This window comes from Firmicutes bacterium HGW-Firmicutes-1 (assembly GCA_002841625.1).
Lineage (GTDB): Bacteria > Bacillota > Clostridia > Lachnospirales > Vallitaleaceae > HGW-1.
The window spans coordinates 1-25,952 of record PHAG01000005.1; the positions used below are offsets into that span (position 1 = coordinate 1).

A 25,952-nucleotide genomic window follows, 5' to 3' on the forward strand; every position below is an offset into this window, starting at 1 on the left:
CATGTGGAGACCTGTTGTCTGTTGAAACGTTTATAAACACTGGAGTTGAGTTGGTACGCAGTATTACGATTTCAAGGGTTCGGAAACATAAATAAAGAATGCATCCTTACTCAGTGAGGCAAGGATACGTTCTTTTTTTTGAGACGCTTTCGTTAGTTTTTATCATTAAAAAGAGGCTTTAACTTTTGATATTATTGTTGGTGTGATATAATTTTAGATATAGAAAACGTTAGTTGAGAGGTAGTCATGAAAGGGGGAAGTTAATGATGAAATTTTTGAATGATGAGATAATTTATCTGAATATTAAACAAGCTGTTGAATCTGCTCAACAAAAAGTATATGCTACAGTTAATTTTGTTATGGTAGTAACATATTGGAACATTGGTAAACAGATTTACGAAGCACAGGGAGAAAATGAGCGAGCGGAGTATGGAATAGGGTTATTGAAATACTTATCAGAAAAATTGACTGAGGAATTTGGGAAAGGTTATAATGTGACAAACCTAAAATATATGAGGCAGTTTTATAGTGCTTTTCAAAATTGTCACGCACTGAGTGACCAATTAAGTTGGACTCATTATAGATTAATACTAAAGGTTGAAGATGAAGTAGCACGTGCATTCTATTTGGATGAATGTGTAATATCAAATTGGAGTACCAGACAATTAGGAAAAAATGTTTTTGTAGTTGTCTGACTATGAGGTATACATTAATGGATATAAACAGCAATTTTAACTAATTTTTTATTAGAGGGGAGTAAATAATGAATGAGATTAGAAGTATCAGGAAAATAATAACAGGAAAAAATGGAATGGACTGCGCAGGTGTTAGACTTGTCAGAGTGTTAGGAAATAATGATGTTTCTGACTTTGACCCGTTTCTTTTGATGGATGCATTTGACGAGCACAGTTAGAATAAGGCGTGAGAGCGATGCTTTCACGTCTTTTATAGATAGGAAAAAATTCGATGGACAACCCATTCTTTATAAATGAGGAAGGTATTAATAGTTTTATAATGCTTGACAATTAGATTGGGATATGATATACATATCGTACAATACGAACTACGTAATATACGAAAGGAGAAATAATGAGCATAAAAGAAAGTGTACTGATAAGAAAATCGGTCAGAAGGTATAAGGATACATGTATAGAAAGTAATATTCTAATAGAAATACAGAAGGATAAGGTATAAGGATACATGTATAGAAAGTAATATTCTAATAGAAATACAGAAGGATTTGGAGAAATACACACCTAAATTCGGCACTTCTAGGGTGAGATTTGAAGTCTTGACGGCTGAAGATGAAACAGAAGTTGCTAAACTAGGTTTTTTATGGGGAGTTGGTAAGATTAACGCACCATATTGCATAATCGGAATATGTGAAGATGACCAAGGAATGCAAGAACTAGGATTTGCATTGGAACCTGAAGTGCTGAAACTTACATCAGCTGGATATGGAACTTGCTGGATAGGTACTTTTGACAGAAAGGCATTGAATTTAAAAATTAATATTAAGGAAAATGAACGGATTGGTGTAGCAATAGCATTTGGCGTAGCGCAGAATGAAGGATTTTTAAATAACAATTTTAGAAAGATAGCTGGAAGCACAAAAAGGAAAGATATTAAAGAAATCTGTATGAATTACCCTGAAGTGAAAGCGGATGAAGAAATTGCCGTTTTAGTAAAAATGTCTATTTTGGCACCGTCATCCAATAATGGACAACCAGTAAGAATTATTATTAAAGAGAAAAGAGCAGATTTTTTTCTGGTAGGTAACAGTAGAATTGATGCTGGAATTTTTATGTCGCATTTCTATCTATGTGCAAGTGAAATCAGTGATACTGTCGATATTTCGATTGAGAGCCACCCTCTTGAATGTTATAATCAAGAAAAAGCAACAAAATATATAGCAAGTATATTTTTTTAGAAAGGAAAAAGTATGATAAGTAAAAACGAGAATTCGGAGCAGTTGGCACAGTTATGGCACAAGATAATGATAAGTGGCGATATAACGGTGTGTACAGAGAAATTAAAAGGTGCATCGATAATTGATGTAAATATACTTAGATTATTGGAAGAAAATGAAACAATGATATTGAGAGATATTGGAACTAAGCTTTCTGTTAGCCCAAGTACATTGAGTAGTGCAATTAAGAGAATGGAAAAGAACGGACTGATTGAGAGAGTTATCTGTAAGGAAGATTTAAGATCTTTTTCTATAACATTGACAGATGATGGTAAGCAGACAATTAATGAGCATTATGAACTAGAACTAAAGATCATGGATATGTTGTTAGGTCGTTTGGATTCGGAAAACGAGAGAAAAGAATTTCTAAAGATGTTGAAAAAGCTAATAGGATAGAAAATACTTCTCCGCTAAGGCCCTGCCAGGTTCAACTGTCATCTTTTTTGTATCCTCAAGGCATTGTGAGACGGTGGTTAAGCTGGAAAGACTTTAGCGAGCAATACCAAATGATAAAAGCCCTTGAGTGACTTTAATGCGCTCAAGGGCTTTTTGAATTTGGGGACATATCTACGGGATATAGTAAGTCGATAGCTTTTATCCATAATACATTTATTTAGATAGGGACTAAAAAGTGCAATTTTCGGTCTGATTTATAGGACATTCTATAGATGACTTCTTGTCGCTACAATGAAATGGCTATTTCAATGCGTTCGTAAATAGATTAAAGCTAAATTTTAAGAATTCATCCTCATCCATCGAAAGAGCCTGCCAAATGCTTTTATCCGTGAAGGCGACGGTAAAAAGCAGACTGAAAGCAGAAAAGAAACCGAAAAACATCGCTTTCTGCATGTCCAGGTTTGGGTTAATACTGCCGTCAGATAAAGCAGCTTCACTCAGAGAAGCGAGAGATCTCATCCGAGCGGCATCTATCTGCTTGATCTCCTGATAATGAGGGCTGGCTTCGATGTTTTGTTGGTTGGCCGGCAGGTAGTTCAAAATGCGAAATGAGTCCGGATACTCCTTGTAAAAGGAAAGATGGGCGAGATTGGCTAGGTGAATCTTATCCCTCACATTTTCGCCGCGTTCAAGGGCATCGAAGGAGGCCTTGGCAAGCAGACGTGCACCACTTAGCGCAACGGCGTAGTAGAGATCTTCCTTGCTCTGAAAATATTGATACAGTGTACGTTTTGTAAGACCGGCTTTTTTAACCACCTCATCAATAGAAGTGTTTTCAAAGCCCTTTTCTGCAAATAACTTTTCTGCCGCGTCAAGAAAGGTTTCTTTTTTATGGATTTTATTCGCTTCACGCTTCGATAAATTTTCTTTCATTTTTTAAATTCTCCTATTGACACAAAAGTAAACTGGCGTTATACTAATCTCAAAAGTAAACTGGCGGTATACTAATCGAATATAGAATACCATAGTTTAACGAAAATGTATAGGGGATTTGTATATGGAAATCGCAATAATATCATACTCACCGACAGGCAATAACGAAGCCTTGGCAGGCCGTGTCGCCACTTAGGGCGTCATTTCGGTGAGTTGAAGGCGAAATACTTGAAATATGCGTATGTGTCGATCAGCGGAGTGGCGCGTCAGGTACCTAGCAGAACTGCAACCAAAACGGCCGAGACCGACCATAAAGGATACAAGCACTTACCGCGTAACGTTCCCTGCAATGATCGCAGGAGCGTCTATTCCATTGTCACCATGATGCTGTTTGTTGTTTTTGGCGTATTGGCTGGAATGGAACAACCCAACTATGAATTAAACCTACCGACACCAATGATGGGCATTTTTGAGCGCATTAATATTTACGGATACATGTTATGGATTATAGTATTCTCCAAAGCACAATTACAGTTGAGTAAGAGTAAATTATGAGCATGGTGAATTTATAAAAAATGCATAGACATTTCATTAATTAAGCTTTTATGGAGGTGAATTTACGATGAAAAATGAAAGAGTTGCTTCTCAAACGGCCATGCTTATTGCCTCTCTGCGAGCACTGGCTTGTTATGAGGAAGACGCGAAGATCCGGGGCGGAGACACTCTGGCTGAGCTGTTCTTGCCAGACGATAAACGTAAGCCGCTTCAATTCCGCGATCTTCGTAACCAGATCAAAAAGATGATTCCCGAAGGTTTGTATGAGTATGTCATAGCGCGAACAAAATATTTTGACGAATTATTTCAGCTATGCCTGTGTGACGGATTTTCTCAAATCGTGCTACTGGGCGCGGGATATGACAGCCGTGCTTATCGGTTTGCCGGTCTGAGCTGTGGCGCCGTCATTTTCGATACGGACACAGTCATAACGCAGCAGGAAAAGTGCTGGAAGCTGATGGAAGGCAACGTGACAATTCCAGAAAATGTAATTTTTGTCCCAATCGATTTCAATCATGATGACCTGTTCGAAATACTTGGTAAAGCAGGATATGACGAGGCTTTACCAACGCTGTTTATCTGGGAAGGCGTAACTTTTTACTTGAATCCGCAAGCAGTAGATACAATGCTTAAGACAATCAGCAATCACGCCAGTCGCGGAAGTCTGCTCAGCTTCGACTTCCAGCACACGGATAGGGAATACACACTTATCGACACGCAGCTAAAAGACGAGCAGATTAAATTTGGTATGGATACTGAAAGGTGTGCCGAGTATCTGGGCGGGTTTGGCTTCACTTTGCGGGAAAAGCTGGATGCACAGAGCTTGGAAAGCCGTTATCTTATAACATCGGGTGGCATTCCGTTTGGGAAAATCAATCCGATCATGCATCTAGTTACAGCAGAACTATAACACTAAAAATCAAAAAAGATTATAGAATTCGATATGATCCACTTGCCAGTCTGGATGAAAAATCTGTATTTCATTATATTGGGATCGTGATGGTATAAATGAGTTCATCGTAAACATTGTTTATAGGTAAAGTAAACAATGATTATTCGAATTGTTGAAGGGAGTATGATTATGAATAACATAAGCGTCGTTTATGCAACAAAAACACAACATTCAAAAAAGCTTGCAGAGGCAATAGGGAAAGAATTAAACATTGAAGCAAAAAACATCTCTGAATATCCTCAGCTCCAAAAGGCTAGCCTGTTCTTTCTTGTCGGGGGTATTTATGCCGGCAAGAGTAATTCCGAGCTTTTATCTTACGCCGAAAAGCTTGATGCTTCCATTGCCAGCAAGGTTGTACTTGTGACTAGTAGCGTGTCAACCAGCCATCGTACTCAAAGAGATATTCGTGCACTGCTTGTAGAAAAAGGCATCGACGTTGTCGATGAGATAACATGCACAGGCGCATTACTGTTTGTCAAATTAGGCCATCCGAATAAGAAAGAGATCCAAGCCGTTGCAGAAAGAGCTAAAGATATATCGAAAAGAGTGATGGAAGTATAGATTTCAAGGAGTTTCGGAATTCCAAGAGTTCTGTTGTATCGAAGGGTATTTGGCAAGTGACATCTTTTTTGTAGGGGACTCAGCAGGTGCAGGTATAGAGTTGGCAACAATGTTGAAAATCAAAGATGAAGGGGGCATGCTACCAGCTGGATGTGTAGCCTTTTCCCCGTGTACAGATATGACACTCTCCAGCGATTCACTTAGAACAAGAGCTAAGGCAGACCCATGTACGCCCAAAGGGGCAAATGAAACGTATACAAGCTATTATGTGGGTGATGGGGATTCAACGCATCCATATGCCTCCCCACTTTTTGGAGATCTAAACGGGCTACCACCAATCATGATTCATGTTGGAAATGATGAGACGCTTTTAGACGATTCGGTAAGATTTGCAGAAAAGGCGAGTAAAGCTGGCGTTGAGATGCATTTAAAGGTATGGAAAGGGATGTTTCATTGTTTCCCATTGCTTGCACCGATGTTTGTAGAAGCGACAAAGGCGCTCGATGAGGCCTGCCTGTTTATAAGAGAAAAAATGTTTTATGAAGAAAGAATGTAACCAGATTGTATATATTCCAAAGCAAAGGGACAACAGCCAGCGCTTCCCAGAGGTCAAGAACTGGTAGTATCTTCCTTGATTTGTTAGATATCAAACCTTTGTAAACCTACAAAAAGCTCACGTCAGTCTATTTTTAGTGTGTAGAGTTAATTCACCCACTTTTGTTCTACGCATCTATTAAAATATAATTTAGCTGAGAGTTGCGCTCGAATAAATTGAAAATAAAAATTAAGTGAGTAATATAAAGAAAATTAGAAAATATTAAGGGGGTAAAAAATGGAGTTTACAGAGGTAATAAGCAAGAGAAGAACCGTTAGAGATTTTTTACAGGAGAAAGTAACACCTGAGATCATTGAAAAGGCACTAGAGGCTGGACTTAAAGCTCCAAGTTATAATCATCTTAAAGAATGGGATTTTATTTTAGTAAAAGACGTTAATACACGTTTTACTTTGATTCAAACAGAGAAGATGATTGAAGAGGCTACAGATGAGCTAAAGCAAAATCTTCAGGGTTATGAAGCACTTGTTAAGAGTATGTATATGGATGCGGTGCCAAAGCAAAAAAAGATGATATTAAGTGCACCTGAATTACTGGTAGTGGTATACAAACCCAAAACACTAGTGAGTGTTAGCGAGAAGGTGTATGATTTGAATTGCCTTGCTTCTGTATGGTGCTGTATTGAAAATATCCTACTAAGTCTTGCTGATAGCGAAGTGTACGGCGTTACATTTATTCCTCAGAACACTTGTGAGATAAAGAAAATTTTAAATGTTCCAGAGGAACTAGAGGTAGCGGCGATCATTCCATTTGGATATAAGGCAATAGATGCTAAAATTTATCCTCAGAAGGAAGTTAAGTTAGTTGATAGGCTACATGTTGACACCTGGTAAGATTTCTATTTGCCACAGTTCAATAATGCAAACGCCATCTTTTCAATGTCTGCGAGGTTTTTCAACCTTTCAACTATTGGCGACGATAACATTAGTGATTCAGTTGTGAAAATTGACTGGGTCATTAGTTTTGAAGAAATATTATGAAAGTCAAGGCGCGAGGGAACCACTTTTCGGCGTTACAACAGGTGACTTGAAGCCAATTGCTAAAAGAATAAAGAAAAACCAACAACTTGTTGAGGAACTATATGCAACTGGAAACTATGATGCGATGTATCTAGCTGGAATGTTAGCAGACCCTAAAAAGATGACTCCCGTAGATTTTGATTATTGGATTGATAAGGCGTACTATCATATGATTTCAGACTTTATTGTCGATGTAACACTTGCTGAAACCGATTTTGCTCAGGAGGTAGCGGATAAATTTATTGCAAGCGGGGATGAATTAATTATGTCTGCAGGATGGAGCTGTTACGAATGGTTGATCGGCTCTTATGACTATTTAATGATTTCTAACTGCTTCGCTTGTAGGATTGCATCCAAAGCGTTATTTACCTCTAATTTCTTATAGATAAGTTTGGTGTGGGTTCTGATAGTGTTTAAACTAAGACCTGTAAGTTCAACTATTTCAGCGTTATTATAACCTTTGGCAAGGAGCTCTAAAACATATTTTTGCTTGGGAGAAAGTGAAACCTTAACGAAATCAGTGCTATGGGTTAGTCCCTTAAAATATTTTGATTGTTCGTAGGCCACTATGTATACCTTTTTCACATATTTATGCAGGTCGTCTGGTTGCCCCGGTTCCTTTTCCAATTTTTTTGTAATGGAGGAAAGAATAGGCAAAACGGCATTACCTTCATTGGCAATCACACGTATAAAGCCATATGGTTGCAAAGATTCCAATACTTGACGAAGCCTATTTTGGGCTTCTTTCTTTTTGCCTGTCACCCAATCTATTATGGACAACAGAACATCAGCTTCTGCAATGTCAAGAAGCCTGCTATATTTTTCAGAAAGCGCCTTGAGTTGATGTAATGCGTTGTATGCTTTATCCATTTGGTTAAGCACTATATAAGCTCTAACAGTTGTGTAATTGCGATATATCTTGTAAAACTCATTAAAAGAATGGTCATTAATATAATAACATTTCAGCCAATGATCAGCGGCTGCTTTTTCACCGTTTAATAGAGCTCTTCTCGATTCGTACGCGGATAAATTTTTTAAAAGGTATTGGCTGGAACTTATCGAAATATATCCCTTTACTTCCTTCATAGTGGTTTCGTATTTCGCCTGTTTGTTTTGCAATAAATAAAGCTCAGCAATTAAAACATAAATGGCATATACAAACTCAGGACTCATACTATCGTTGATTGTGCTTTTTAAATAAAGGGCAAGATCAAGTGCTTCATGCAGTTCGTTTTTTTCCATCAAAAGTCCTGATTCAGCACCTTTAAACATAATTTCTAGATTTTCCTTTATTATGTTTTCTGAAAAGGTACTTACATTATTCATAGCATGAGGATCTAATATTTCATAAAAATCCCTGGCGCATCTGTGCAAAAACGGAAGCTGAAAGGTAAAGGTGGGAGATTGTAAAGAGGTATGCGTATGTTGAACTGTTGGGATTTTTGCAATGTACTTATCTAGTTCGGAAAGCTTTATTCGGCAATCCATCAAAAGGATACTTGTAGCATTTTCCAAGGATTCAGGATATTTCTCTGCAATTAACGTAAGTAAAGGAAAGAGCTTGTCAAACAAATGTTTTAAAACATCGACATCCCCATTTAAGTATGCAAAAAATATTCGTGCGAGGTAGAGTAAGGGCGCTTTATCACAAATCACATCTGGAATGTTATGTAAGTTATATAGCTTGTGGAAGTCCACATATTCATCGAGTGAAAAAGTCTTTATACTGTAAAAGCTACGAATTGTCTGTGAAATGGTCAACATATCACCACTTTTCATGGCATAATTCTTAGCTGCCAAGAAATCACCTGTATTCAAATAGTAATCAGCTACCTTTTTATTAAGCGTGGCCTTATCCAAGTTGCTTTGACTTAATTTATCGCGTAGGAAGTCTAGAAATAGGTTATGGTATCTGAACTGTGAGCCCATAAGCGAAATATGGGCGTTATCGCTCACTAAAACATCCAGTGTTTCTTTACAATGATCGGCCTCTGTCAAATATTCACAAAGTTCTAAAGAAAATCTATCAGGAACAGATGTTTTCACTAAAAAGTTGCGCATAGGATCATCCAAACGGGCCCATATATTTTCAAAAAAGCTATTAATGGATAATTTCTGGCTTTCATGTGATACGTCAATGATACCGCTCATTGCCATCGTGTTAATTGCAATTACCCAACCTTCTGTATACTCCTTAATGCCCATCGACTCATCCTTGGTTATAAACCTACCGTAGCTCGCAAAATGTTTTCTAATCTCATCGTCTGAAAAGGATAATTCATGGATTCCAATCTGAGAAATATTTTCTTGTCCATACAAAGAAATCTCAGCTTCTGGAAGATTCTTTCTACTTAAAATGACAGCCGTAAAAACAATGGGAAGTCGCTTTAAGATATAAGGTAGCGATTTTTTTATTTCTTCGTTTTGTATGAAATGAAAATCATCCAGTATAAGGGCATATTTTTGGCCTTCATATAAAAGCTGTGACATCAAATCAATGGTACATTCAATCGGCGTTGCGTTAAAGGCAGGTGATTTTAAAAGATTGGAAACTTCCTGGTCATATGGAATAACGTTTAGCAAGCTCATGCAAAAAAGCTTATAAAACAATAAAGGTGTGTTATCATAAGTATCCAGTGAAATCCAGATGGTTTTACAATCAGTTTTTTTAAGCCATAAAAGTGTCGAAATGGTTTTCCCGTAGCCGGCAGGAGCCTGAACATATATGTACTTATTTTTAGCTGCTCGCTCAAAAGTGCGTAACAATTCGGGGCGAGGGGCACAAATTTCCGGCAGGGATGCCGGTGTTTGTTTGGATGTCTGTAAATGATTCATATTGGTTCCACCTCCATCATTACTTACAATATATCATTTAAAATTCAAATTAACAATAATAATGTGCCATTTTATTGAATATTTACTTGTTTTCCTGTCATAAGCGCTTCGCATAACAAAAAATATTTTTCTAAACATCACATCGATGGGATTGTGGTTTTTAAGTAAACATATAGAATAGAATAAAGATTAATTAGGAGAGGAGCATCCTTTATGAATGAACTTTTAGCTAAAGCCTTCGATTTTGGGATACGCATTGTTGAACTATCTAATTATCTCGATGAAGAAAAGAAGCAATTCCCTTTAATCGAGAGACTGCTAGAATGTGGTACAAGCATTGGTGTTCATCTGCGTATATCAAAAGAATATGCTAAAAACCAGACGGGAAGCTATGTAACAGCTTATGAGTTGTCACTAGAAACGGAGTATTTACTAGAATTGCTTGTAAAAACAGGTTTTCTCCACGAGAACCAAAGCATACCCATACTAAATGATTGTAAATTGATTAAGGATGAAACTGCAAAACTATTAACAAAAAACCAAATAAGGAGTGAATGAAATGAAAAAAATTAAGTTAAGAAGGGGTTCAATGTTATTCGCATTACTAATGGTATTTAGTTTACTTATTCCGATGGCTACTCCTGTTACTGCCGAATCGACGCCTCCAACGACAATCAGTGCACCGGAAAACTTTGCCGCTTCTAATTACAGGGGCACATCTGTTTATTGCACCTTGAGTGCTCCAGATGATTTACGAGAGCTCATTAACAAGACCAATGCGGAACGTGGATATGGTATGAAAATACTGGCTCAGGTAGATTTTAAGACGGATAGTGGAAACTGGCATTATGCTTCAGATTGGGATGATGGGGCTACATTTACAAAATATACACTGAATTACTACAATAGTTTGACAGGTGGTGATAAAGGTTTTTATTTAGGACATCAACAACTTGCCTTCAAAAACATGTTTCCTACTGATACAAATGTACCAGTTGAAGCGGCATTTACTAGTTGGGATTGGTATAAAAGCCACTCAATGACGCTTAGATCCCGATTTGCAATTGATTTTGGTAATAATAACATAGTATTTTCCGATTGGTCGAATGAATATGTCTTGTCTAATGGCAATAAAATGGACTACATGAAAATTTTAAATCAAAATGCACCCAAAATTCTGTCCTCCAAAATAGAAACATTGGGAGTCAATAAGGTTCCTTGGGTTATACTACAGCTTGATCAACATCCTGATGCAATACAAATGTTTAATGCTGCCTCGGGTAATTCCATGTGGACTGAAATCTGGCTTAGAAAAAAGGGGGATCAGGAGTTCAAAAATATTGGGACTGCCTCCTTTACACAGGAAAATATCTATCTAGATGTAAGCGCTTATTTTGAGAAAAAATTAGACAATTATGACGCTCAGGCTTATGAAGTCAAGGTACGCTACAAAATTGATGAACGAGCATATCAGCAATCGGGAGCAACTGAATACAAGTTGCTGTACAGTCCATTCTCCAACATCCTTTCCTACGGTATGCCTGAGTGGAGTGGTAACTCAACCTGGGCAACACCAGAGTTAGAAAAAGCTTCAAAGTTAGGGTTGATTCCAGATATCCTTAAAGGTGCTGACATGACGAAAAACATCACTCGGGAAGAATTTGCTGAAGTTGCTCTTTTAATGTATGAAAAGGCATCAGGTATAACCACTACTACACCTATTTCACCAAATCCATTTGTTGATACGACCAACCCTCAGATATTGAAAGCGTTTCAGTTGGGTATTGTAAAGGGTTATAATGACACCGAGTTTAGACCTAAGGAATTTATCAACAGAGAGCAAGTAGCATCTATGCTAACACGCGCCATAAAATTGATTGCACCGAACGCAGACTATTCTATTGAAGGAGCACCTATATTTACTGACAATAAGGATATTTCAGGATGGGCATTAAACGACTGTCTATATATTGCTAAGACCGGTATAATAAAGGGTTCGGATGGCAAGTTTATGCCAAGAGCTATAACTGATGCTCAAAAAGCAGTAGGTTATGCAAACAACTCCAGAGAGCAGGCTCTGGCAATGAGTGTTCGTACAGTTGAGGAATTAGCTGGTCAAAAATAATACAAATGAAAAATCCTTTCTGGGTATAAGTGATTTTTTCCAGAAAGGATTTTTTTACCCTTTTACATAATTTCTGTGTACACAGCCAGGTTAGCATAGCTCGAGAGGGGTATAGTGAGAAGAATATTCCCTAAATTATGCGAACAAATAGTTTCTGTGACTCCACACCCCACACATGTGGAAGGTGTTTTGAGACTGGTAAAAGTACATTTATAAACGGCATCAGTGGCTGAGTATTGCTTGTAAGAATACCCCTCACATTCTGATTTGTAGGGCTGCTTAGAACTATTTAAAGACTTATTATTATATAGCTATAAAAACTGATTTCAACTCTTGAGATCAGTTTTTCTTAAGGTGTCACTGTTCATATGAATCTGTTCCTTAAAAGTTTTTGAGTTCATAAAGAAACTCACTTGACAATAACTTCCACAGGTGATAAAATTAAATCACAACAGACCGACCGTCGGTCTTCGTGAATTCAAACTAAGAATAGGTGATTGTATGACATTAAAAGATAAGATTGTAGATGCAGCTTATGAATTATTTGGATTAAAAGGATACGAGCATACGTCAGTAGCAGAGATTATTGAGAAAGCTGGTGCTTCTAAAGGTGGTTTCTATCATCATTTTAAGTCAAAAGAGGAAATTCTTGAGACCATTACATTCAATTATATTGACATGATTAGAGTTCAATATGATGGTATACTTGCAGATCGGACGTTGACGGTGATAGAGAAATTTGTGGAATCTTACTATCGATTGAACGCAATGAAAGTTGAATCTGTCAAAGATTGGGATAAGATCAGGAACCTCTATACATTTAAAGACAACCATATCTTATTAAAAAAAATGGGTGAGGCATTTGAGAAAGAAACGGCTAGATACTTTAAGGCATTGATTGAACAAGGTAATAAACTGGGGGTCTTTGATGTAACATCACCTAAAGCGTTGGCTGCATTATGGGCAAGAGAAGTCATTAGATTCCAACAGATGACTAGATATGTCCTGTTTCGTAAGAATCTTACAGAGGAAGACTATTTTGAAACATTGGTGTTTAATGAACAATTGATTAATCATCAACTTGGCTTAGAGAAAAATACCATTCAGTTAAGAGCGATGGCAGATTCTTTTCTCGCTTCAATGAAGGAGCAAATGGAAGGTAAGGTGAAATAGATGATTAAGTGGTTTGAGGAAATACGAGAAGAGGATTTTCAATTAGTTGGTGGTAAAGGTGCCAACTTGGCCAAAATGTACCAGACTGGATTAAATGTACCCAATGGCTTTGTTATCCTTTCATCTAGTTATGATCAATATATAGAGGACAACCAACTGGGTAAGTTAATCAATGAGATTATGGCACAAGATATATCGATCAAAGAAAAATCAAGTCAAATTCAGAGTCGGTTCAATATTGATAAAACATCAGAAGAACTTATAGCACAGATTAAACATGGATTTGCATTAATCGAAAGTGGTAGAGTTGCCGTTAGAAGTAGCTCAACAGCAGAAGATTTACCGGGTATGAGTTTTGCAGGTCAGTATAGTTCATATCTGAATGTTACTGAAGAGGATTTGCTAGAGAAAGTAATCTTATGCTGGCAATCACTATGGCATGTACGCGCCATGGATTACAGAGATAGACAAGGCATTACGAGAGATTTTAGCCATGGCGTTGTTGTCCAAGAGATGGTCAATAGCCATATTTCAGGGGTCGTGTTCACAGCCAATCCTATAAATGGTCTACGCAATCAAATGGTGGTGAATGCTTCTTGGGGACTTGGAGAAGCGATAGTTAGTGGTGAAGTAAATCCAGATCAATATGTGGTTGACCGAGTGACTGGTGAAGTGATTGATGAGCAGATTCAAGATAAATTGATTCAATATAGATATGGACAGGAAGGTATAGAGAAAGTTGAGTTATCAAGGGAAGTATCAAACATAACGTCATTGAACAAAACTCAACTTGAACGTTTACTTAAGGTATGTGATGAAGCAGAGAACTATTTTGGAACACCTCAAGACATGGAGTTTGCCATTGACGAAGAAGGGGTGCTATATGTAGTACAGTCTAGAGATATCACAACTTTATATCCTATTGAGAATCTAGTTCACGATGGGAAACTAAGACCTTATATGAGTGCTAGTACAGTATTACTTGGTGTGAGAGAACCTTTTACACCACTTGGTTTTGATTTGATGAGTCAGATGTTTCCAACGATTATTAACGTTATGACTGCTAGAAAGAAGAAGCCCTTAACAAATAGTTTTGTTGCTTACTCAGGTCAAAGAATATACGTGGACATGTCCTATCTTTTATCTAATAGTCTAGTAGCAAAACAATTTGCAAATGCGTTCTCCGGTAATGACTTGCCTCTTAAAGGTGTCATGTTACAGCTGATTGAGGATTATGGCAGACAGCTGAGAAAACAAGGCATACGATTTAAGCTACCACTGGGCTTTGTTAAATATGGTTTATCCATTACATCTAAGATGAGGGCTATTGGTAAAATACCAAACAGCCAACGTTATGATGCTATGAAGCTTGAAGGGGACCGCTGGTTTGCTAAGATTGTTAAAGATTATGAACGAGCTGACACAACCGAGGAAAGGCTAGAATTTGCAAATAAAGCTCTTGTAGAAGCATTTAAGTTATCTCAAGTAGAAGCATTTTATTGTATTGATGTAAACAATTATATCAAGATTGAGAAGATACTGAAGAAGCATTTTGGTAATACCTATAAGGTGGAAACATTGGCTCAGTCATTGCCAGGATGCTTTACACAAACAATGACAATACGACTGAATGAATACGCTAAATCCTGCACAGTTAAGGGTATTGAACCCTCAGTTGATGACCCTGACTTTCAAGATCTAGTTAAAGATTATGGACATCGTGCCAACATAGAATTAGACTTTGGTACAGTAAGATGGCGTGAAGATCCTACCTATCTATTAGACTTAGTTAAGAGTTATATGGTGGATGATATGTTTGAACGTAATCTACAAGACCATAAAGATAAACGACAAGAAGCTGAAGATATGATTGAGGAAGTGGCGGAGAAGTTATCATCTATCATTGGCAAAAATCGAGCAGAAAAATTCAGAACGTATATGATCAACTATCGATATGGTGCGGCTATGAGAGAATATCCTAAATCAGATATAGTAAGGTTTATAGAACTTGCTAGAAAATCAGTTCAAGTTATTGGTCAACGGCTAGTTGAAGAAGGTAAGTTAGACTACCCAGAAGATGTATTCTATCTACGTCATGACGAAATCTTTAGAGGTGTTAACCTTAAAGAGCTTGTAATTAAAGCCAAAGAGGCATACAACAAAGAAATGAACAGAAAAAGCATACCTAGAATGTTATTGAACAATGGGCACACGTACTATTCAACAACGAAAGTAACGCCAGGTGCCAATACATTAGTTGGATTACCGTTATCTGCGGGTGTATACGAAGGTGTGATAAAGGTGGTATATGATCCTCTGAATCATACCCTAAAAGAAGGGGAGATTATGGTGACCGAAAGCACCAATCCATCCTGGACACCACTTTTTGCCACAGCAGGTGCACTGATTATGGAGTATGGTGGACCAATGAGTCATGGTGGAATTGTTGCAAGAGAATATGGGATTCCAGCAGTAGTTGGGATTTCTGCAGCGATGGATGTGCTTAAAGATGGTCAACACGTAAGAGTCAATGGTGAATCAGGTGTTATTGAGTTATTAGAATAATAGAAGATCAATAAGGAGTAGTGGCGAATACACACTGCTTTTTCTACGCCTTTATTGTAAAAATAGAGTGAAGTATTCACTTACGGCTATATGGAAATACATTATCTATCAATTTATTTTGGTCTTACAAATACATGGTGAACCGTATCATAAATGAATTTGTCAGCCACACAAATTGAGAGTTGACAGCGTAACAAAATAATTGTTTTCTCTGACTTCGGTCAGAGACAAGCTACCTAGAAGTTAAACTTTTTATTCTGAAAAGTGCTTCTAGTCCCTTGCTTCGCAAGAAAAATCAAAAGAATTTTGTCATCAAAAATAAAAAAATGAATAAATAGTTTTTCACAAACCCTCTATTCGGCGTCTGAGTAGAGGGCTTTTTTTGCTTGAAAATATTTAACATTCATATAAAAATGTGCGGAAAAACTTGGACAGCACCCCTTTATTTTGCCTTAAGAAGTAGAGGGGTGTTTTTGTGCATAAACCACGTTGCTCACACTTTTAAATCGGTTTAATGCATGAGAAGACGGATGTCATTTTAAAAATGTAATACAAAGCGACGAATAGAAATATTACAGTTTCATTACAAATTGTCAAAAAGTTCGTCCACCTACCCCTGTTTTTCGGCTTATAAGTAAGAGGAGTTTTACTTAACTGGTTAATTTGCAAAATAAGGAGTGTGCAGACATGGGATTTTTGAACGCGGAACATGAAAACAAGTTAATGGAATTAATTCAGAGGGATGGAACACATCCCAAGGATAAAGAAAGAATTTCTCTTTTCTATAATCTGTCTGGTAATGCTGATCTGTATGCAAAATCTGACTTTATCTATGATTTTAAGAATCACCAGATTGAACTGGATTGTTTGCTGGACAGTAGAGTTGATTTTTACAGTAGTTCCAGAGCATTGATTAGGCTTGCCTATAACCTGTACAACGGTTATCAAGATGATATGACAACACCTATTGATCTATTATCAGGTTTAGATGCTGACAATTATCTGTTGGCACTTGAAAGTATTGATATCCGATTGGGCTATTCAAAGCAAGTACAAGCGTCGCTAGATGATGAGGAATTGGAACTTTGAAAGGAAGGTGAAGATTATGAGAGATGAATATATTGGATTTAAAGTGACACAGCAGGAGAATGAACACATAAGAAAAAAGGCAGTTAAGGCAAAGATGATGTTATCCGAATATGTTCGAGTGTCCGCACTGGAAAAGACATTAAGGTCATTGATGGTTTGCGTGAGATGATTACTGAGCTGAATGCCATTGGCAACAACCTGAATCAGGTGACTGTCATGCTTCGCTTGGGTCATATTCATAATCCTAATCTTGATCACATCAAGAAACAATTTGTTGAGTTTGTAGATGCTGCCAAGTCTGCTTTGGAAGGTAAGTGATCTAATGGCAATTATTAAAATGCAAAGTGTAAAGGCAGGTAAGCCATACGGTTTAAAAGCGGTTGTAGATTATATCCAGAACCCTGATAAAACTGAAAAAGGAAGATTGATATCAGCTAAGGATTGCTTGTTGGAAAGTGCCTATGAACAAATGCACATGGTAAAGCAGGAATATCAGCAGATAAAAGGACGGCAGTATGTCCATATCATTCAATCCTTTAGTTTGTCTGATGATTTGACCGGTGAGACAGCCAGTGAAATCGGGCAGATGTTGTTGGCAACTTTTGATGGCTTTCAAGGCGTTGTAGCAACCCATACGGATCGGCAGCATATCCATAACCATATAGTGCTGAATTCAGTGAATTATAAGACCGGTCTGAAATGGCAGCAGTCAAAGAAAGACCTTCAGTTGTTGAAGGATAAATCAGATCAGCAATGTCGTGATTATGGTCTGTCCGTCATAGAAAAAGGCAACGGTTGGAAGAGTATGGTGAAAATCGAGCGAATTTTTCTGGTGGCAGTTGGAAGAGAAGCCTAGTTGAAACGATTGCTGAAGTCATTGGAAAAAGTAATACCAGAGAAGAATTTATTCATTATCTCAATACCGAAGGTATTGAAGCTAACTTTCTTTCAAATAAGGTTTTATTTACATTAAATGACGGCAAAAAATGCGGCAGTGACAAGTTACTGGCTTATGGGGATTTCACCAAAGAAAACATGAATAATGTCATTCGGTATAATGACTTAACCTTCAGGGATGCTCACAATAATCCAAGATTGATGTATGAGGCTGTACTACTTGCGGTTGATTTACTGGACTATGAGGATAAGAGTGATTTTGAAAGAAAGTACCTTCATCATATACCACTATCAGCACTAGAAGGTGAAGCGCTGAAAAAGGCCATCAAAGAACTGAAAAAAGGTGGCGTTTATACACCAAATAAAACAATGCCAGATAATCATAAATCAAACAAACAACCGTATCTATTGATGACCGTAGAAACAGCATTAGAGGTGTTGCTGGAAGAAAAAAGCCGTGAAAGACAGTATGAATTGTTAAGACAACAATATATGGATGAAGAAGAATTAGAAATGTAGGAAAGGAGGTTGCAAGATGGAGAATTCATATAAACAACAGCCAATTGAAACTAAAGAAAATCAAGCAATAACAAAGCAAAGTGAAACTAAGATTGAAAATAATCTCTATCTTGTGACTTCACATTATTTAGGGACTAGCACCCTTGAAGAATCAATACTTCACGCCATCAATCGTGAAGCAGTGAATACGGAAACTCATAAAACAGATGAAAAACCGTCATGTTTAGGTTATAATGGTAACAGCAATATTTACAGTCGCTGATATTGCTGTTGGAAAGGATTTATATGCAATTAGAATATAGAAATTTACAACAAGACTATGCAGCGGCAGTTTATTGTAGGTTATCCAGAGACGACGGGACGGAAAGCGAAAGCAATAGTATTCAGACACAAAAGCAAATGTTAAGAAGATATGCCAGTGAGAATGGCTTCTCGATCTATGATGAGTATGTAGATGACGGTTACAGTGGTACAACCTTTGGAAAGACCAGAATTTAAGCGTATGATGCATGATATAGAGCAAGGGCGCATTAATGTCATACTTACCAAGGATTTATCAAGGCTTGGTAGAAACAATGCATTGATAGCCCATTACACGGAAATCTTCTTCCCTGAAAATGATGTAAGGTACATTGCGGTCAACGACGGTATTGATACCTTCTGTGGCGACAATGAGATTATGCCTTTCAAAAGCATTGTGAATGAGTACTATGCCAAGGATATCTCCAAGAAGATAAGGTCTTCTTTTGTTACTAAATCACAGAACGGAGAATTCATTGGTAGTAAACCGCCCTATGGTTACCAGAAAGATCAAAATAATAAGAATAGACTGATTCCAGATGAAATTACTTCTGTTCATGCTAAAGCAATCTTTGAAATGATTGTATCAGGGCATAGTCCTTATTCAATAACCAAGTATTTCTTGAAGAATAAGGTATTAAAGCCAAGATGCTATGATGATATCAAAGAAGGAAGAAAAGTTCTTGAAGAACTTATTAATCCCTATAAGTGGCATGAATCTAGTGTCGTAAAAATAGTGAAGAATCCAGTTTATTTAGGTCATATGGTCAATCATAAAAACGTCACTCGGTCCTACAAGATTAAGAAACGAATTGATATACCCATTGAAAACCAAATCGTTGTTGAGAACACTCATGAACCGTTGGTTGATACTTCTACTTTTGAAATAGCAGGTAAAATGGTGAAAGTCAAAAAGAAGAAAGATAAAACCGGTCAGGTACATATATTCACAGGATTACTAAAATGTGATACTTGTGGAAAGAGTATGGCTTTTACCAATCCAAGGTCAGAGAAGAATCCCCATGCCTTCTATGCTTGTTCCAATGCAAAAAGGAATGGCAAAGATGCCTGTACCTATCACTACACAAGGTATGATCACTTGTATGAACTGGTGGTGGATGATATTAGGAAGCAAGTGAAACTAGCAAAGCTTGGTGATGAGGAGTTTATTCAGTATCTGACGAAAGCCAATCAGCAAAGGCAAAATACCAAGGTCAAGAAGATGACCATGGAAAGAGCCAAAAGCAACAAACGATTTGTAGAGCTTGATCTAATCATCAAAAGGCTTTATGAAGACAATGTATTGGGTAAAATCTCTGATGAACGGTTTATGACTTTGACTAAGAGTTATGAAAAAGAGCAAAGTGATTTAAAGGAAACACTTGAAAATCTAGATGAGCAATTGGCGGAGATAGAGATTCAGAACTTGAATTCTTCCCAGTTCACCAAGCTAATCAGGAAGTATGCCGAAATCACAGAGCTAACTGCTCCATTGCTCGAGGAACTCATAGACAAGATTGTCATTCATCAAGTAGAGAAGATTAATGGGAAACGTACACAACGAATTGATATTTATTACAGATTCATCGGCACGATATAGTGCCGAGAATCTGTCTCAAAAAATACTCCACCCATGTGGAGACGGTGGTACTGCTATATCGCGAGCAAAATTAAGAAGATTATATTAAGTCTTTCATTGAATGGAAGGCTTTTTATATTAGTGAAATTTGTGATATATTGGTGAAAAGTGGGATGAGAACGCAAGTTTTAAGAAGGAGGAGAATATGGGGAAGTGGAAATTTTTTTATGATGAATCGTTTCATGATCGAGCAATATCAGACATATAGAAGACCAACGTTTTTTAATAAACTCTTTTCATATGATTATGAACCTGAGGAAATAAAAGAAGAACTAATAAATATGCTAAGTAGTGTAATTGATAACACAGATAATGTGAAGAAAAAGAAATATGAGAGAATTGCACTTATTAGCATGAGAGATGTTTTGAACTCAGTAAAGTTAAAAGAAAATCGAAAAGAGAAATATCTTTGGGAGTATGATAATATTTTCGAGGGGTTTGATTTGTTTTTAGATGATTTGAACATTAATGCGTATGATGTAAAGATCTTTATTGACAACGATGAACAAACATACGCGACAGCAAAAAAAGAAATAAGTATAAGGTATTCAATATTGATTCAAAAGAGTCAATGGGAATTAGAATATCGGACTTTTTAGCTAATTTAATCGGCAGATTAGTGAAGAAAACTGGCTTTCGAATTCATCTACTGACATATCTCAATATCGAGTAGCGGTTTCTCGATTGATATTTAGTTGTTTAGCTGTTTTGGATTTGGAAAAACCAAGTTCTTTCAGCTGTCTTATTTGTCTATACATCTTAAACCCCTTCATGACTTTCATACCTTCCTGTATTTTTGATAACGAAATTGTATACTAACAGATGAAAGGAAATAGATGATTGTTAAACTTTTGTTTAGGATTTGTTTAATACTTTTCCATTTATTATTTATCCACGTGAGTTAAGCTTGGTAATATCAACATAACAATAAACAATTTCAAAAACAAACGGAGGTAATTATGTGAGAAAAATTAAGAAAGAAGGTTTTACAGATGAACATTAAAAAATTGTCTGTGGAGTTTTGAAAATGGATTTATTTTTAATGTTATCTCAGGAATCATGTTGTATAATAATTTTAATAACAAGTTATCAACAGAAAAAGAAGAAAGTTAAAAGAGTGTGTTTCACAGGGAAGAAACATTGACGATTTTCTCTGTGACACCTATTACGAGGAGGAGGACGATGAATAAGGAAAAGCAGACTGTGAAACGCAGAATTTTTATTTCTAATACCAGAATGGTACTTGTAACTTTAAGTCTATTTCTTTTCGTTAATATGTTTGTAATAAATTTATATGAGAGCACATATAAAAAGAGCATGATTGGTTCGTCTGAGTTAGCAGATAATACCGAACAAATAAGAAATATCCTGACAGATTGGAATCCATCCCCAAAAGAAGAGGCGATAAACAATCTTGCAACAAAACTGAATAGGTATGGATTTTCTATTTGCGTTGAAATAGATAGTGAAGTGATTTACTCAAATACTGATTTTCCTGTGAGTGAGCTTATAAATGAAATTGGAGATTATTTGGAAACAGATGGAAAGGTGCATATTTATGTACAAGACTATATGACTGTGCTAACACAAAATGATACGAATGAGAAAATAAAAGTGTTTGCAATTGCAGGAGAATATCATGAATTCTGGTCTCGAAAAAATAGTTTGACTACTATGCTTATACTATTGCTGATTGATGGTATATTTTGCATAGGTGCCTTACTCATAATTAGTCAGATTTTTACTAAGAGACTTATAGAACATATCACAAATCCTTTAGATGCATTGTCAGAAGGAGCAAAAAGAATGAAAGAAGGAAATTTTTCTGAACCTGTTAAATACAAGGGAGATATTGAATTTGAATATGTCTGTGACGCATTTAATGAAATGCAGGAACATATAACGGAAGCTAATGCGGAAAAGGAGTCTTATGAAAAGGTGAGAGTTGAAATGGTGGCGGGAATTTCTCATGACTTAAGGACTCCATTAACGGCAATTAGAGGAACAATAAAAGGTCTCAAGGATGGGGTTGCTACAACACCTGAATCAAGAGAAAAATTTCTTGATACAGCTTATAGACGAACGATAGAAATGGATCGGCTCTTGGAAAGGTTATTTTATTTCTCAAAACTTGAAACAGGTAATATGCCACTGTTTTTTGAAAAGACAGAGTGGAGTGAGTATCTGGAAGCCTATGTGAAAAGATACGAATTATTGATAGAGAATGAATCTATAAAAATTAAAATAAAAGATGTAAAAAAAGGTTTGTTTTCAAATGTTGACCGAGAACAAATGAAACGAATACTTGATAATATACTGGAAAACAGTAAAAAATATGCAGAAACAGATAAGCTTGAAATTACCATTAATATTTTTGAAGAACATGCATATGTAGTTCTTGAGATCTCTGATAATGGCTGTGGAGTTTCAGAAGATAAGATTCCCCATATTTTTGAACAGTTTTTTCGAGGTGATGAGTCAAGGAATATAAAAGAAGGGAATGGTCTAGGTCTTTATATTGTAAAATATCTAGTGGATGCTATGGGAGGCTCAGTTGATGCAGAAAACAGCAACGGTCTTACTATTCGAATAAGACTACCAATTTTGTATGAATGAGGTGATTTAGATGAATGCAAAATATAGAATTCTAATTGTCGAAGACGATGATGATATCAGTATGATAGAACAGGCTTATCTGGAAGCTAGTGGGTTTGAAACATTCATTGTAAGTGATGGAGATAAAGTACTTCCACTTCTGCATGTGGAAAAATTTGACTTAATACTACTGGATCTTATGCTTCCCGGGAAGAATGGTTATGAGATATGCAAAGAGATAAGAGGTGAACTTAATATTCCGATTCTCATGGTAACGGCAAGGACGGAATCTGTTGATAAAATTCGTGGTCTGGGACTTGGTGCAGATGATTATATTGCTAAACCTTTTGATCCCGCTGAGCTTGTAGCAAGAGTAAATGCAAATATAAGACAGTATAGTCGATTAACAGAAGCCAATCAGATAGAGTTGGATGAGAAGGGCGATGAGATACTAATAGGTAATATTCGAGTTCTTCTGCATGGATGGAAGGTCTATAAGGGTGAGCAAGAAATTCGTTTTCCTAACCGAGAATTTCAATTATTAAAATTTATGGCTGAAAATCCTAATATTGTTTTCTCGAAGGAACAATTGTTTGAAAAAATATGGGGATATGATTATGTTGGGGATAGCGCGACGGTTATGGTGCATATCAATCGTATTCGTGAAAAAATTGAGGATGACAGTAAAACCCCAAAAATCTTAGAGACAGTATGGGGTGCGGGATACCGGTTGAATAGATAAGATAAAATTATATGGTTATCAGGTTATTCAATGGAAGATAGAGGCTTCGATAAGTATCCTCTTGAAAAAAAATAAGGAAGATAGCAGTAAAAGCTCGAAATGCTTGTTAGAGTAGCAAATTATAATTATTAATTAAATTGAAAAAGAAAGAGTTTAGGATTTGTTTAATTTTTACCTCCTGTTTGTTTAATGTGATTTGATATTATTATCACATAAATAAACAGGAGGTATTTTTGTGAAGATTTTAATTACTACAGATTGGTATTATCCTGCAATAAATGAAACGGATATCGGGATAAAACCTTTCTGGCAACCAAAAGCCCCATATGGATTATCACCCAGCATGCTGATTGCAACAACTATACTGAAATCGGTAGATGTAAACCAAACCAAATATACGGAGGTCATGTAATGAATATTAATACTAAGAAATTAGCAAAAACGACCATTCCTTTTTTTCTAATAATATTCCCGATTGTTTTTAGTTACCTTATTGAGGAGACTTTCGAAAATGCAGTTCAATTTAGCATTATGGCAGTTCTAATAATATTTATTTTGTTTGCCATTATCTTCAAAAGAAGCTTTTGTGGTTTTTTGTGCATGGTGGGGGCGCTGCAAAGGGTTATTGGATATATAGGATTCAAGCTATTAAAAAAAAGGGTCACAGTTCCTGCAACACTCGATAAATATCTTAGAGCAGCGAAATACATCATACTTACAGGTATTGTAGCATTATCCATTGCAAGCGGCAAGTTTCTGCTACTAGTCAGTGTTGACGATGTGTTTGAGCAATATAGCATAATATTGCCTGGATTAGCCTGGATAAGTATAATGTTGATGTTTGTAACAATTATTGGCTCATTCTTTATTGATAATTTCTTCTGCAAATATATCTGCATACAGGGTGCAATCGCCGGAGTTGCAGGTCGGTTTAGCCCCAGTGGTATCGTCCGATGCGAAGATAAGTGCATCAATTGCACGTTATGTACAAAGATATGTCCCTCAAATATAGAGGTGCATAAAATGAAGAAGGTAATATCGGCTGAATGTTTTAACTGCCAAAACTGCATTGTTGTATGTCCAAAGAAAGGGGCGTTAACTAATAGTTTTGCAGGCAGAAAAATCCCGTTAGTTTTATTTGTAGCAATGGCAGGAATGTTTTACATATTGTTAACCTTTTTAATACCGCTATTTTTATAGATGGTGCTATGTGCAGGTGTCGACCTATTTCTTTAACAATTAAGAATGATAGAAGCAAAAGGACTAAAACCACGAGGGTTCGAGCCAACCTCTTCACTTGACCCGGAAATGGTAGGTAAGGTTCTAGACCTTATTAAGCAAGTTATCGTAACTCATGAAATGGGATTTGCAAAAGAAGTTGCTACAAGAGTTTTATTTATGGATGAAGGAAAGATTCTGGAAGAAAACATACCGGAGGAAATCTTCTTACGTCCTAAAAACGCCAGAACCAAAGAATTTTTATCAAAAGTATTATAAATAATTAATAATTGTTTCTATCATTATAAATATGATTCGGGTCATTAAGGCAGTACAAATGTCTGCTACTCCCACTCCACGCATGTGGAGACATGTTGTCTATTGAAACGCCTATAAATACTGGGGATATTGGTTATTGTATACCGTACTGTATATTTAGATAATGGTTAAATTGCAAATTACAATAGCAAAAATGGAGCGCGGCACCCTCTAAATACTCCGTGAATATACTATATAAAAACTCGATGGAGTTATCAAAACATGATTGTGACATTTTTTATAGATTTATTACGCGTTATGCTTTTCAATCTACTACTTAGCATAGATAACATCAGTATAATCGCATTATCTGTAAAAGACTTTCCAGATAAAATGGCAAAAAGAATATCTTTAATAAGCATGAGCATTGGTATAGTACTTAAAATATTCATTTCCACATTATTAATTAATATTTTTATGATTAGCTGGCTTCCCGTCCGTCTTATAGGTGGTATCATTTTGCTCGTCATTACTTGGAATCTACTAAGAACTCAAGACCATACTAATTCGATTTCCGAGACCAAGAAGCAGCCCTTAATTACTATTTGGAAAGCACTGATATATACTGTACTAGCAGATATGGGCATGAGTTTTGAAAATTTGTTAGCTATTACAGTTACCGCTAATGGTAAAATATCCATTATCATTTTAGCCCTTGTACTTAGTCTCCCAATTTTGCTTTTTGGTTGTTGTATCATTGAATACTTAATGAAGAAGTATAATATTATTGTCTATTTGGGCATTGCAGTCCTTGCATATACCTCCCTCATAATGGTATTAGAGGATAAATTTATTGTAGATTATATCCCAACAATAATCTCTAATTTGATCTCCATTGCAATAGCAGCTCTTGTAGTTATCTATGGTATTTACTCTATAGAAACAACTGCTTCAAAGGCAAAAGGCAGTGAAATCCAATAGATATATCATGTTATTGC

At 36.4% G+C, this 25,952-nt stretch carries 25 protein-coding genes and 1 pseudogene; 24 read left to right on the forward strand and 2 right to left on the reverse strand.

All coding sequences use genetic code 11. The features are described 5' to 3' along the window. Positions 1 to 263: 263 nt before the first annotated feature. The 3 genes from CVU84_06745 to CVU84_06755 all read left to right on the forward strand — a co-directional run bounded on the left by CVU84_06745 (position 264) and on the right by CVU84_06755 (position 2,365). On the forward strand, positions 264 to 695 hold the full coding sequence (locus CVU84_06745; protein ID PKM95014.1) for a hypothetical protein: 432 nt from the start codon (positions 264 to 266) through the stop codon (positions 693 to 695). A 488-nt stretch (positions 696 to 1,183) separates the two neighbouring features. After that, a complete protein-coding gene (locus tag CVU84_06750) occupies positions 1,184 to 1,930 on the forward strand; it encodes a hypothetical protein (protein PKM95015.1) in 747 nt (248 codons plus the stop codon). Between the two features lie 12 nt (positions 1,931 to 1,942). Continuing rightward, entirely contained in the window at positions 1,943 to 2,365 is a 423-nt protein-coding gene (locus CVU84_06755; GenBank protein ID PKM95016.1) for a hypothetical protein, read from the forward strand. A 300-nt stretch (positions 2,366 to 2,665) separates the two neighbouring features. Here CVU84_06755 and CVU84_06760 read toward each other — a convergent pair whose 3' ends face one another. Beyond that, positions 2,666 to 3,298, reverse strand: a complete 633-nt coding sequence (locus CVU84_06760) for a hypothetical protein (GenBank protein ID PKM95017.1) — start codon at positions 3,296 to 3,298, stop codon at positions 2,666 to 2,668. A gap of 622 nt (positions 3,299 to 3,920) precedes the next feature. Between CVU84_06760 and CVU84_06765 the strand changes: the two genes are divergently transcribed. The 5 genes from CVU84_06765 (at position 3,921) to CVU84_06785 (ending at position 7,384) form a co-directional block, all read left to right on the forward strand. After that, entirely contained in the window at positions 3,921 to 4,763 is an 843-nt protein-coding gene (locus CVU84_06765) for a hypothetical protein (GenBank protein PKM95018.1), read from the forward strand. Between the two features lie 138 nt (positions 4,764 to 4,901). Then, complete coding sequence (locus tag CVU84_06770; protein ID PKM95019.1) at positions 4,902 to 5,366, forward strand: hypothetical protein; 465 nt, start codon at positions 4,902 to 4,904, stop codon at positions 5,364 to 5,366. 37 nt (positions 5,367 to 5,403) lie between these two features. Continuing rightward, a complete protein-coding gene (locus CVU84_06775) occupies positions 5,404 to 5,922 on the forward strand; it encodes a hypothetical protein (GenBank protein PKM95020.1) in 519 nt (172 codons plus the stop codon). 276 nt (positions 5,923 to 6,198) lie between these two features. Continuing rightward, the gene (locus tag CVU84_06780) at positions 6,199 to 6,813 is read left to right on the forward strand and encodes a hypothetical protein (GenBank protein PKM95021.1); all 615 of its coding nucleotides are present in this window, start codon (positions 6,199 to 6,201) and stop codon (positions 6,811 to 6,813) included. A 112-nt stretch (positions 6,814 to 6,925) separates the two neighbouring features. After that, positions 6,926 to 7,384, forward strand: coding sequence for a hypothetical protein (locus CVU84_06785; protein PKM95022.1), 459 nt, complete (start codon positions 6,926 to 6,928; stop codon positions 7,382 to 7,384). Here CVU84_06785 and CVU84_06790 read toward each other — a convergent pair. Beyond that, positions 7,312 to 9,834, reverse strand: coding sequence for a hypothetical protein (locus CVU84_06790; GenBank protein ID PKM95023.1), 2,523 nt, complete (start codon positions 9,832 to 9,834; stop codon positions 7,312 to 7,314). The genes CVU84_06785 and CVU84_06790 overlap by 73 nt on opposite strands. A gap of 213 nt (positions 9,835 to 10,047) precedes the next feature. On the opposite strand from CVU84_06790, the gene CVU84_06795 reads away from it, so the two are divergent. The 16 genes and pseudogenes from CVU84_06795 to CVU84_06870 all read left to right on the forward strand — a co-directional run bounded on the left by CVU84_06795 (position 10,048) and on the right by CVU84_06870 (position 25,935). Further along, complete coding sequence (locus CVU84_06795) at positions 10,048 to 10,392, forward strand: four helix bundle protein (GenBank protein PKM95024.1); 345 nt, start codon at positions 10,048 to 10,050, stop codon at positions 10,390 to 10,392. Position 10,393: 1 nt separating this feature from the next. Then, entirely contained in the window at positions 10,394 to 11,959 is a 1,566-nt protein-coding gene (locus tag CVU84_06800; protein ID PKM95025.1) for a hypothetical protein, read from the forward strand. A 501-nt stretch (positions 11,960 to 12,460) separates the two neighbouring features. Continuing rightward, the gene (locus CVU84_06805; protein ID PKM95026.1) at positions 12,461 to 13,132 is read left to right on the forward strand and encodes a hypothetical protein; all 672 of its coding nucleotides are present in this window, start codon (positions 12,461 to 12,463) and stop codon (positions 13,130 to 13,132) included. Next, positions 13,133 to 15,697 (forward strand): hypothetical protein, encoded by a 2,565-nt coding sequence (locus tag CVU84_06810; GenBank protein ID PKM95027.1) that lies wholly within the window; start codon positions 13,133 to 13,135, stop codon positions 15,695 to 15,697. Positions 15,698 to 16,384: 687 nt separating this feature from the next. Next, the gene (locus CVU84_06815) at positions 16,385 to 16,786 is read left to right on the forward strand and encodes a hypothetical protein (GenBank protein ID PKM95028.1); all 402 of its coding nucleotides are present in this window, start codon (positions 16,385 to 16,387) and stop codon (positions 16,784 to 16,786) included. A gap of 286 nt (positions 16,787 to 17,072) precedes the next feature. Beyond that, positions 17,073 to 17,642 (forward strand): hypothetical protein, encoded by a 570-nt coding sequence (locus CVU84_06820; GenBank protein PKM95029.1) that lies wholly within the window; start codon positions 17,073 to 17,075, stop codon positions 17,640 to 17,642. Beyond that, a complete protein-coding gene (locus CVU84_06825) occupies positions 17,582 to 18,202 on the forward strand; it encodes a hypothetical protein (GenBank protein ID PKM95030.1) in 621 nt (206 codons plus the stop codon). The genes CVU84_06820 and CVU84_06825 overlap by 61 nt, the downstream gene beginning before the upstream one ends. A 16-nt stretch (positions 18,203 to 18,218) precedes the next feature. After that, positions 18,219 to 18,464 (forward strand): hypothetical protein, encoded by a 246-nt coding sequence (locus CVU84_06830; GenBank protein PKM95031.1) that lies wholly within the window; start codon positions 18,219 to 18,221, stop codon positions 18,462 to 18,464. A 23-nt stretch (positions 18,465 to 18,487) separates the two neighbouring features. Next, complete coding sequence (locus CVU84_06835; protein PKM95032.1) at positions 18,488 to 18,700, forward strand: hypothetical protein; 213 nt, start codon at positions 18,488 to 18,490, stop codon at positions 18,698 to 18,700. Beyond that, positions 18,657 to 20,102 carry a recombinase gene (locus CVU84_06840; protein ID PKM95033.1) on the forward strand — a complete coding sequence of 482 codons (1,446 nt, stop codon included), beginning with the start codon at positions 18,657 to 18,659 and terminating at the stop codon, positions 20,100 to 20,102. The genes CVU84_06835 and CVU84_06840 overlap by 44 nt, the downstream gene beginning before the upstream one ends. Positions 20,103 to 20,308: 206 nt before the next feature. After that, positions 20,309 to 20,740: a hypothetical protein gene (locus CVU84_06845; GenBank protein PKM95034.1), complete on the forward strand. Its 432-nt coding sequence runs from the start codon at positions 20,309 to 20,311 to the stop codon at positions 20,738 to 20,740. A gap of 583 nt (positions 20,741 to 21,323) precedes the next feature. Then, positions 21,324 to 22,757, forward strand: a complete 1,434-nt coding sequence (locus CVU84_06850) for a sensor histidine kinase (GenBank protein ID PKM95035.1) — start codon at positions 21,324 to 21,326, stop codon at positions 22,755 to 22,757. A 10-nt stretch (positions 22,758 to 22,767) separates the two neighbouring features. After that, positions 22,768 to 23,478 carry a DNA-binding response regulator gene (locus tag CVU84_06855; GenBank protein ID PKM95036.1) on the forward strand — a complete coding sequence of 237 codons (711 nt, stop codon included), beginning with the start codon at positions 22,768 to 22,770 and terminating at the stop codon, positions 23,476 to 23,478. Between the two features lie 411 nt (positions 23,479 to 23,889). Then, positions 23,890 to 24,678 carry a hypothetical protein gene (locus tag CVU84_06860; GenBank protein PKM95037.1) on the forward strand — a complete coding sequence of 263 codons (789 nt, stop codon included), beginning with the start codon at positions 23,890 to 23,892 and terminating at the stop codon, positions 24,676 to 24,678. Between the two features lie 81 nt (positions 24,679 to 24,759). Next, positions 24,760 to 24,975 (forward strand): annotated as a pseudogene (locus CVU84_06865) (amino acid ABC transporter ATP-binding protein). Positions 24,976 to 25,236: 261 nt separating this feature from the next. After that, a complete protein-coding gene (locus CVU84_06870; GenBank protein ID PKM95038.1) occupies positions 25,237 to 25,935 on the forward strand; it encodes a hypothetical protein in 699 nt (232 codons plus the stop codon). The last annotated feature ends 17 nt before the right edge of the window (positions 25,936 to 25,952 follow it).

Excerpts from the sequence above, each read along its gene's own strand:
- CVU84_06790 (PKM95023.1), bottom strand. The coding sequence starts at position 9,834 with ATGAATCATTTACAGACATCCAAACAAACACCGGCATCCCTGCCGGAA.
- CVU84_06870 (PKM95038.1), top strand. The coding sequence starts at position 25,237 with ATGATTGTGACATTTTTTATAGATTTATTACGCGTTATGCTTTTCAAT.
- CVU84_06770 (PKM95019.1), top strand. The coding sequence starts at position 4,902 with ATGATTATTCGAATTGTTGAAGGGAGTATGATTATGAATAACATAAGC.
- CVU84_06795 (PKM95024.1), top strand. The coding sequence starts at position 10,048 with ATGAATGAACTTTTAGCTAAAGCCTTCGATTTTGGGATACGCATTGTT.
- CVU84_06765 (PKM95018.1), top strand. The coding sequence starts at position 3,921 with ATGAAAAATGAAAGAGTTGCTTCTCAAACGGCCATGCTTATTGCCTCT.
- CVU84_06800 (PKM95025.1), top strand. The coding sequence starts at position 10,394 with ATGAAAAAAATTAAGTTAAGAAGGGGTTCAATGTTATTCGCATTACTA.
- CVU84_06815 (PKM95028.1), top strand. The coding sequence starts at position 16,385 with ATGGGATTTTTGAACGCGGAACATGAAAACAAGTTAATGGAATTAATT.
- CVU84_06820 (PKM95029.1), top strand. The coding sequence starts at position 17,073 with ATGCTGCCAAGTCTGCTTTGGAAGGTAAGTGATCTAATGGCAATTATT.
- CVU84_06745 (PKM95014.1), top strand. The coding sequence starts at position 264 with ATGATGAAATTTTTGAATGATGAGATAATTTATCTGAATATTAAACAA.
- CVU84_06755 (PKM95016.1), top strand. The coding sequence starts at position 1,943 with ATGATAAGTAAAAACGAGAATTCGGAGCAGTTGGCACAGTTATGGCAC.
- CVU84_06840 (PKM95033.1), top strand. The coding sequence starts at position 18,657 with ATGACGGTTACAGTGGTACAACCTTTGGAAAGACCAGAATTTAAGCGT.
- CVU84_06830 (PKM95031.1), top strand. The coding sequence starts at position 18,219 with ATGGAGAATTCATATAAACAACAGCCAATTGAAACTAAAGAAAATCAA.
- CVU84_06845 (PKM95034.1), top strand. The coding sequence starts at position 20,309 with ATGATGAATCGTTTCATGATCGAGCAATATCAGACATATAGAAGACCA.
- CVU84_06860 (PKM95037.1), top strand. The coding sequence starts at position 23,890 with ATGAATATTAATACTAAGAAATTAGCAAAAACGACCATTCCTTTTTTT.
- CVU84_06810 (PKM95027.1), top strand. The coding sequence starts at position 13,133 with ATGATTAAGTGGTTTGAGGAAATACGAGAAGAGGATTTTCAATTAGTT.
- CVU84_06835 (PKM95032.1), top strand. The coding sequence starts at position 18,488 with ATGCAATTAGAATATAGAAATTTACAACAAGACTATGCAGCGGCAGTT.
- CVU84_06855 (PKM95036.1), top strand. The coding sequence starts at position 22,768 with ATGAATGCAAAATATAGAATTCTAATTGTCGAAGACGATGATGATATC.
- CVU84_06850 (PKM95035.1), top strand. The coding sequence starts at position 21,324 with ATGAATAAGGAAAAGCAGACTGTGAAACGCAGAATTTTTATTTCTAAT.
- CVU84_06760 (PKM95017.1), bottom strand. The coding sequence starts at position 3,298 with ATGAAAGAAAATTTATCGAAGCGTGAAGCGAATAAAATCCATAAAAAA.
- CVU84_06805 (PKM95026.1), top strand. The coding sequence starts at position 12,461 with ATGACATTAAAAGATAAGATTGTAGATGCAGCTTATGAATTATTTGGA.
- CVU84_06780 (PKM95021.1), top strand. The coding sequence starts at position 6,199 with ATGGAGTTTACAGAGGTAATAAGCAAGAGAAGAACCGTTAGAGATTTT.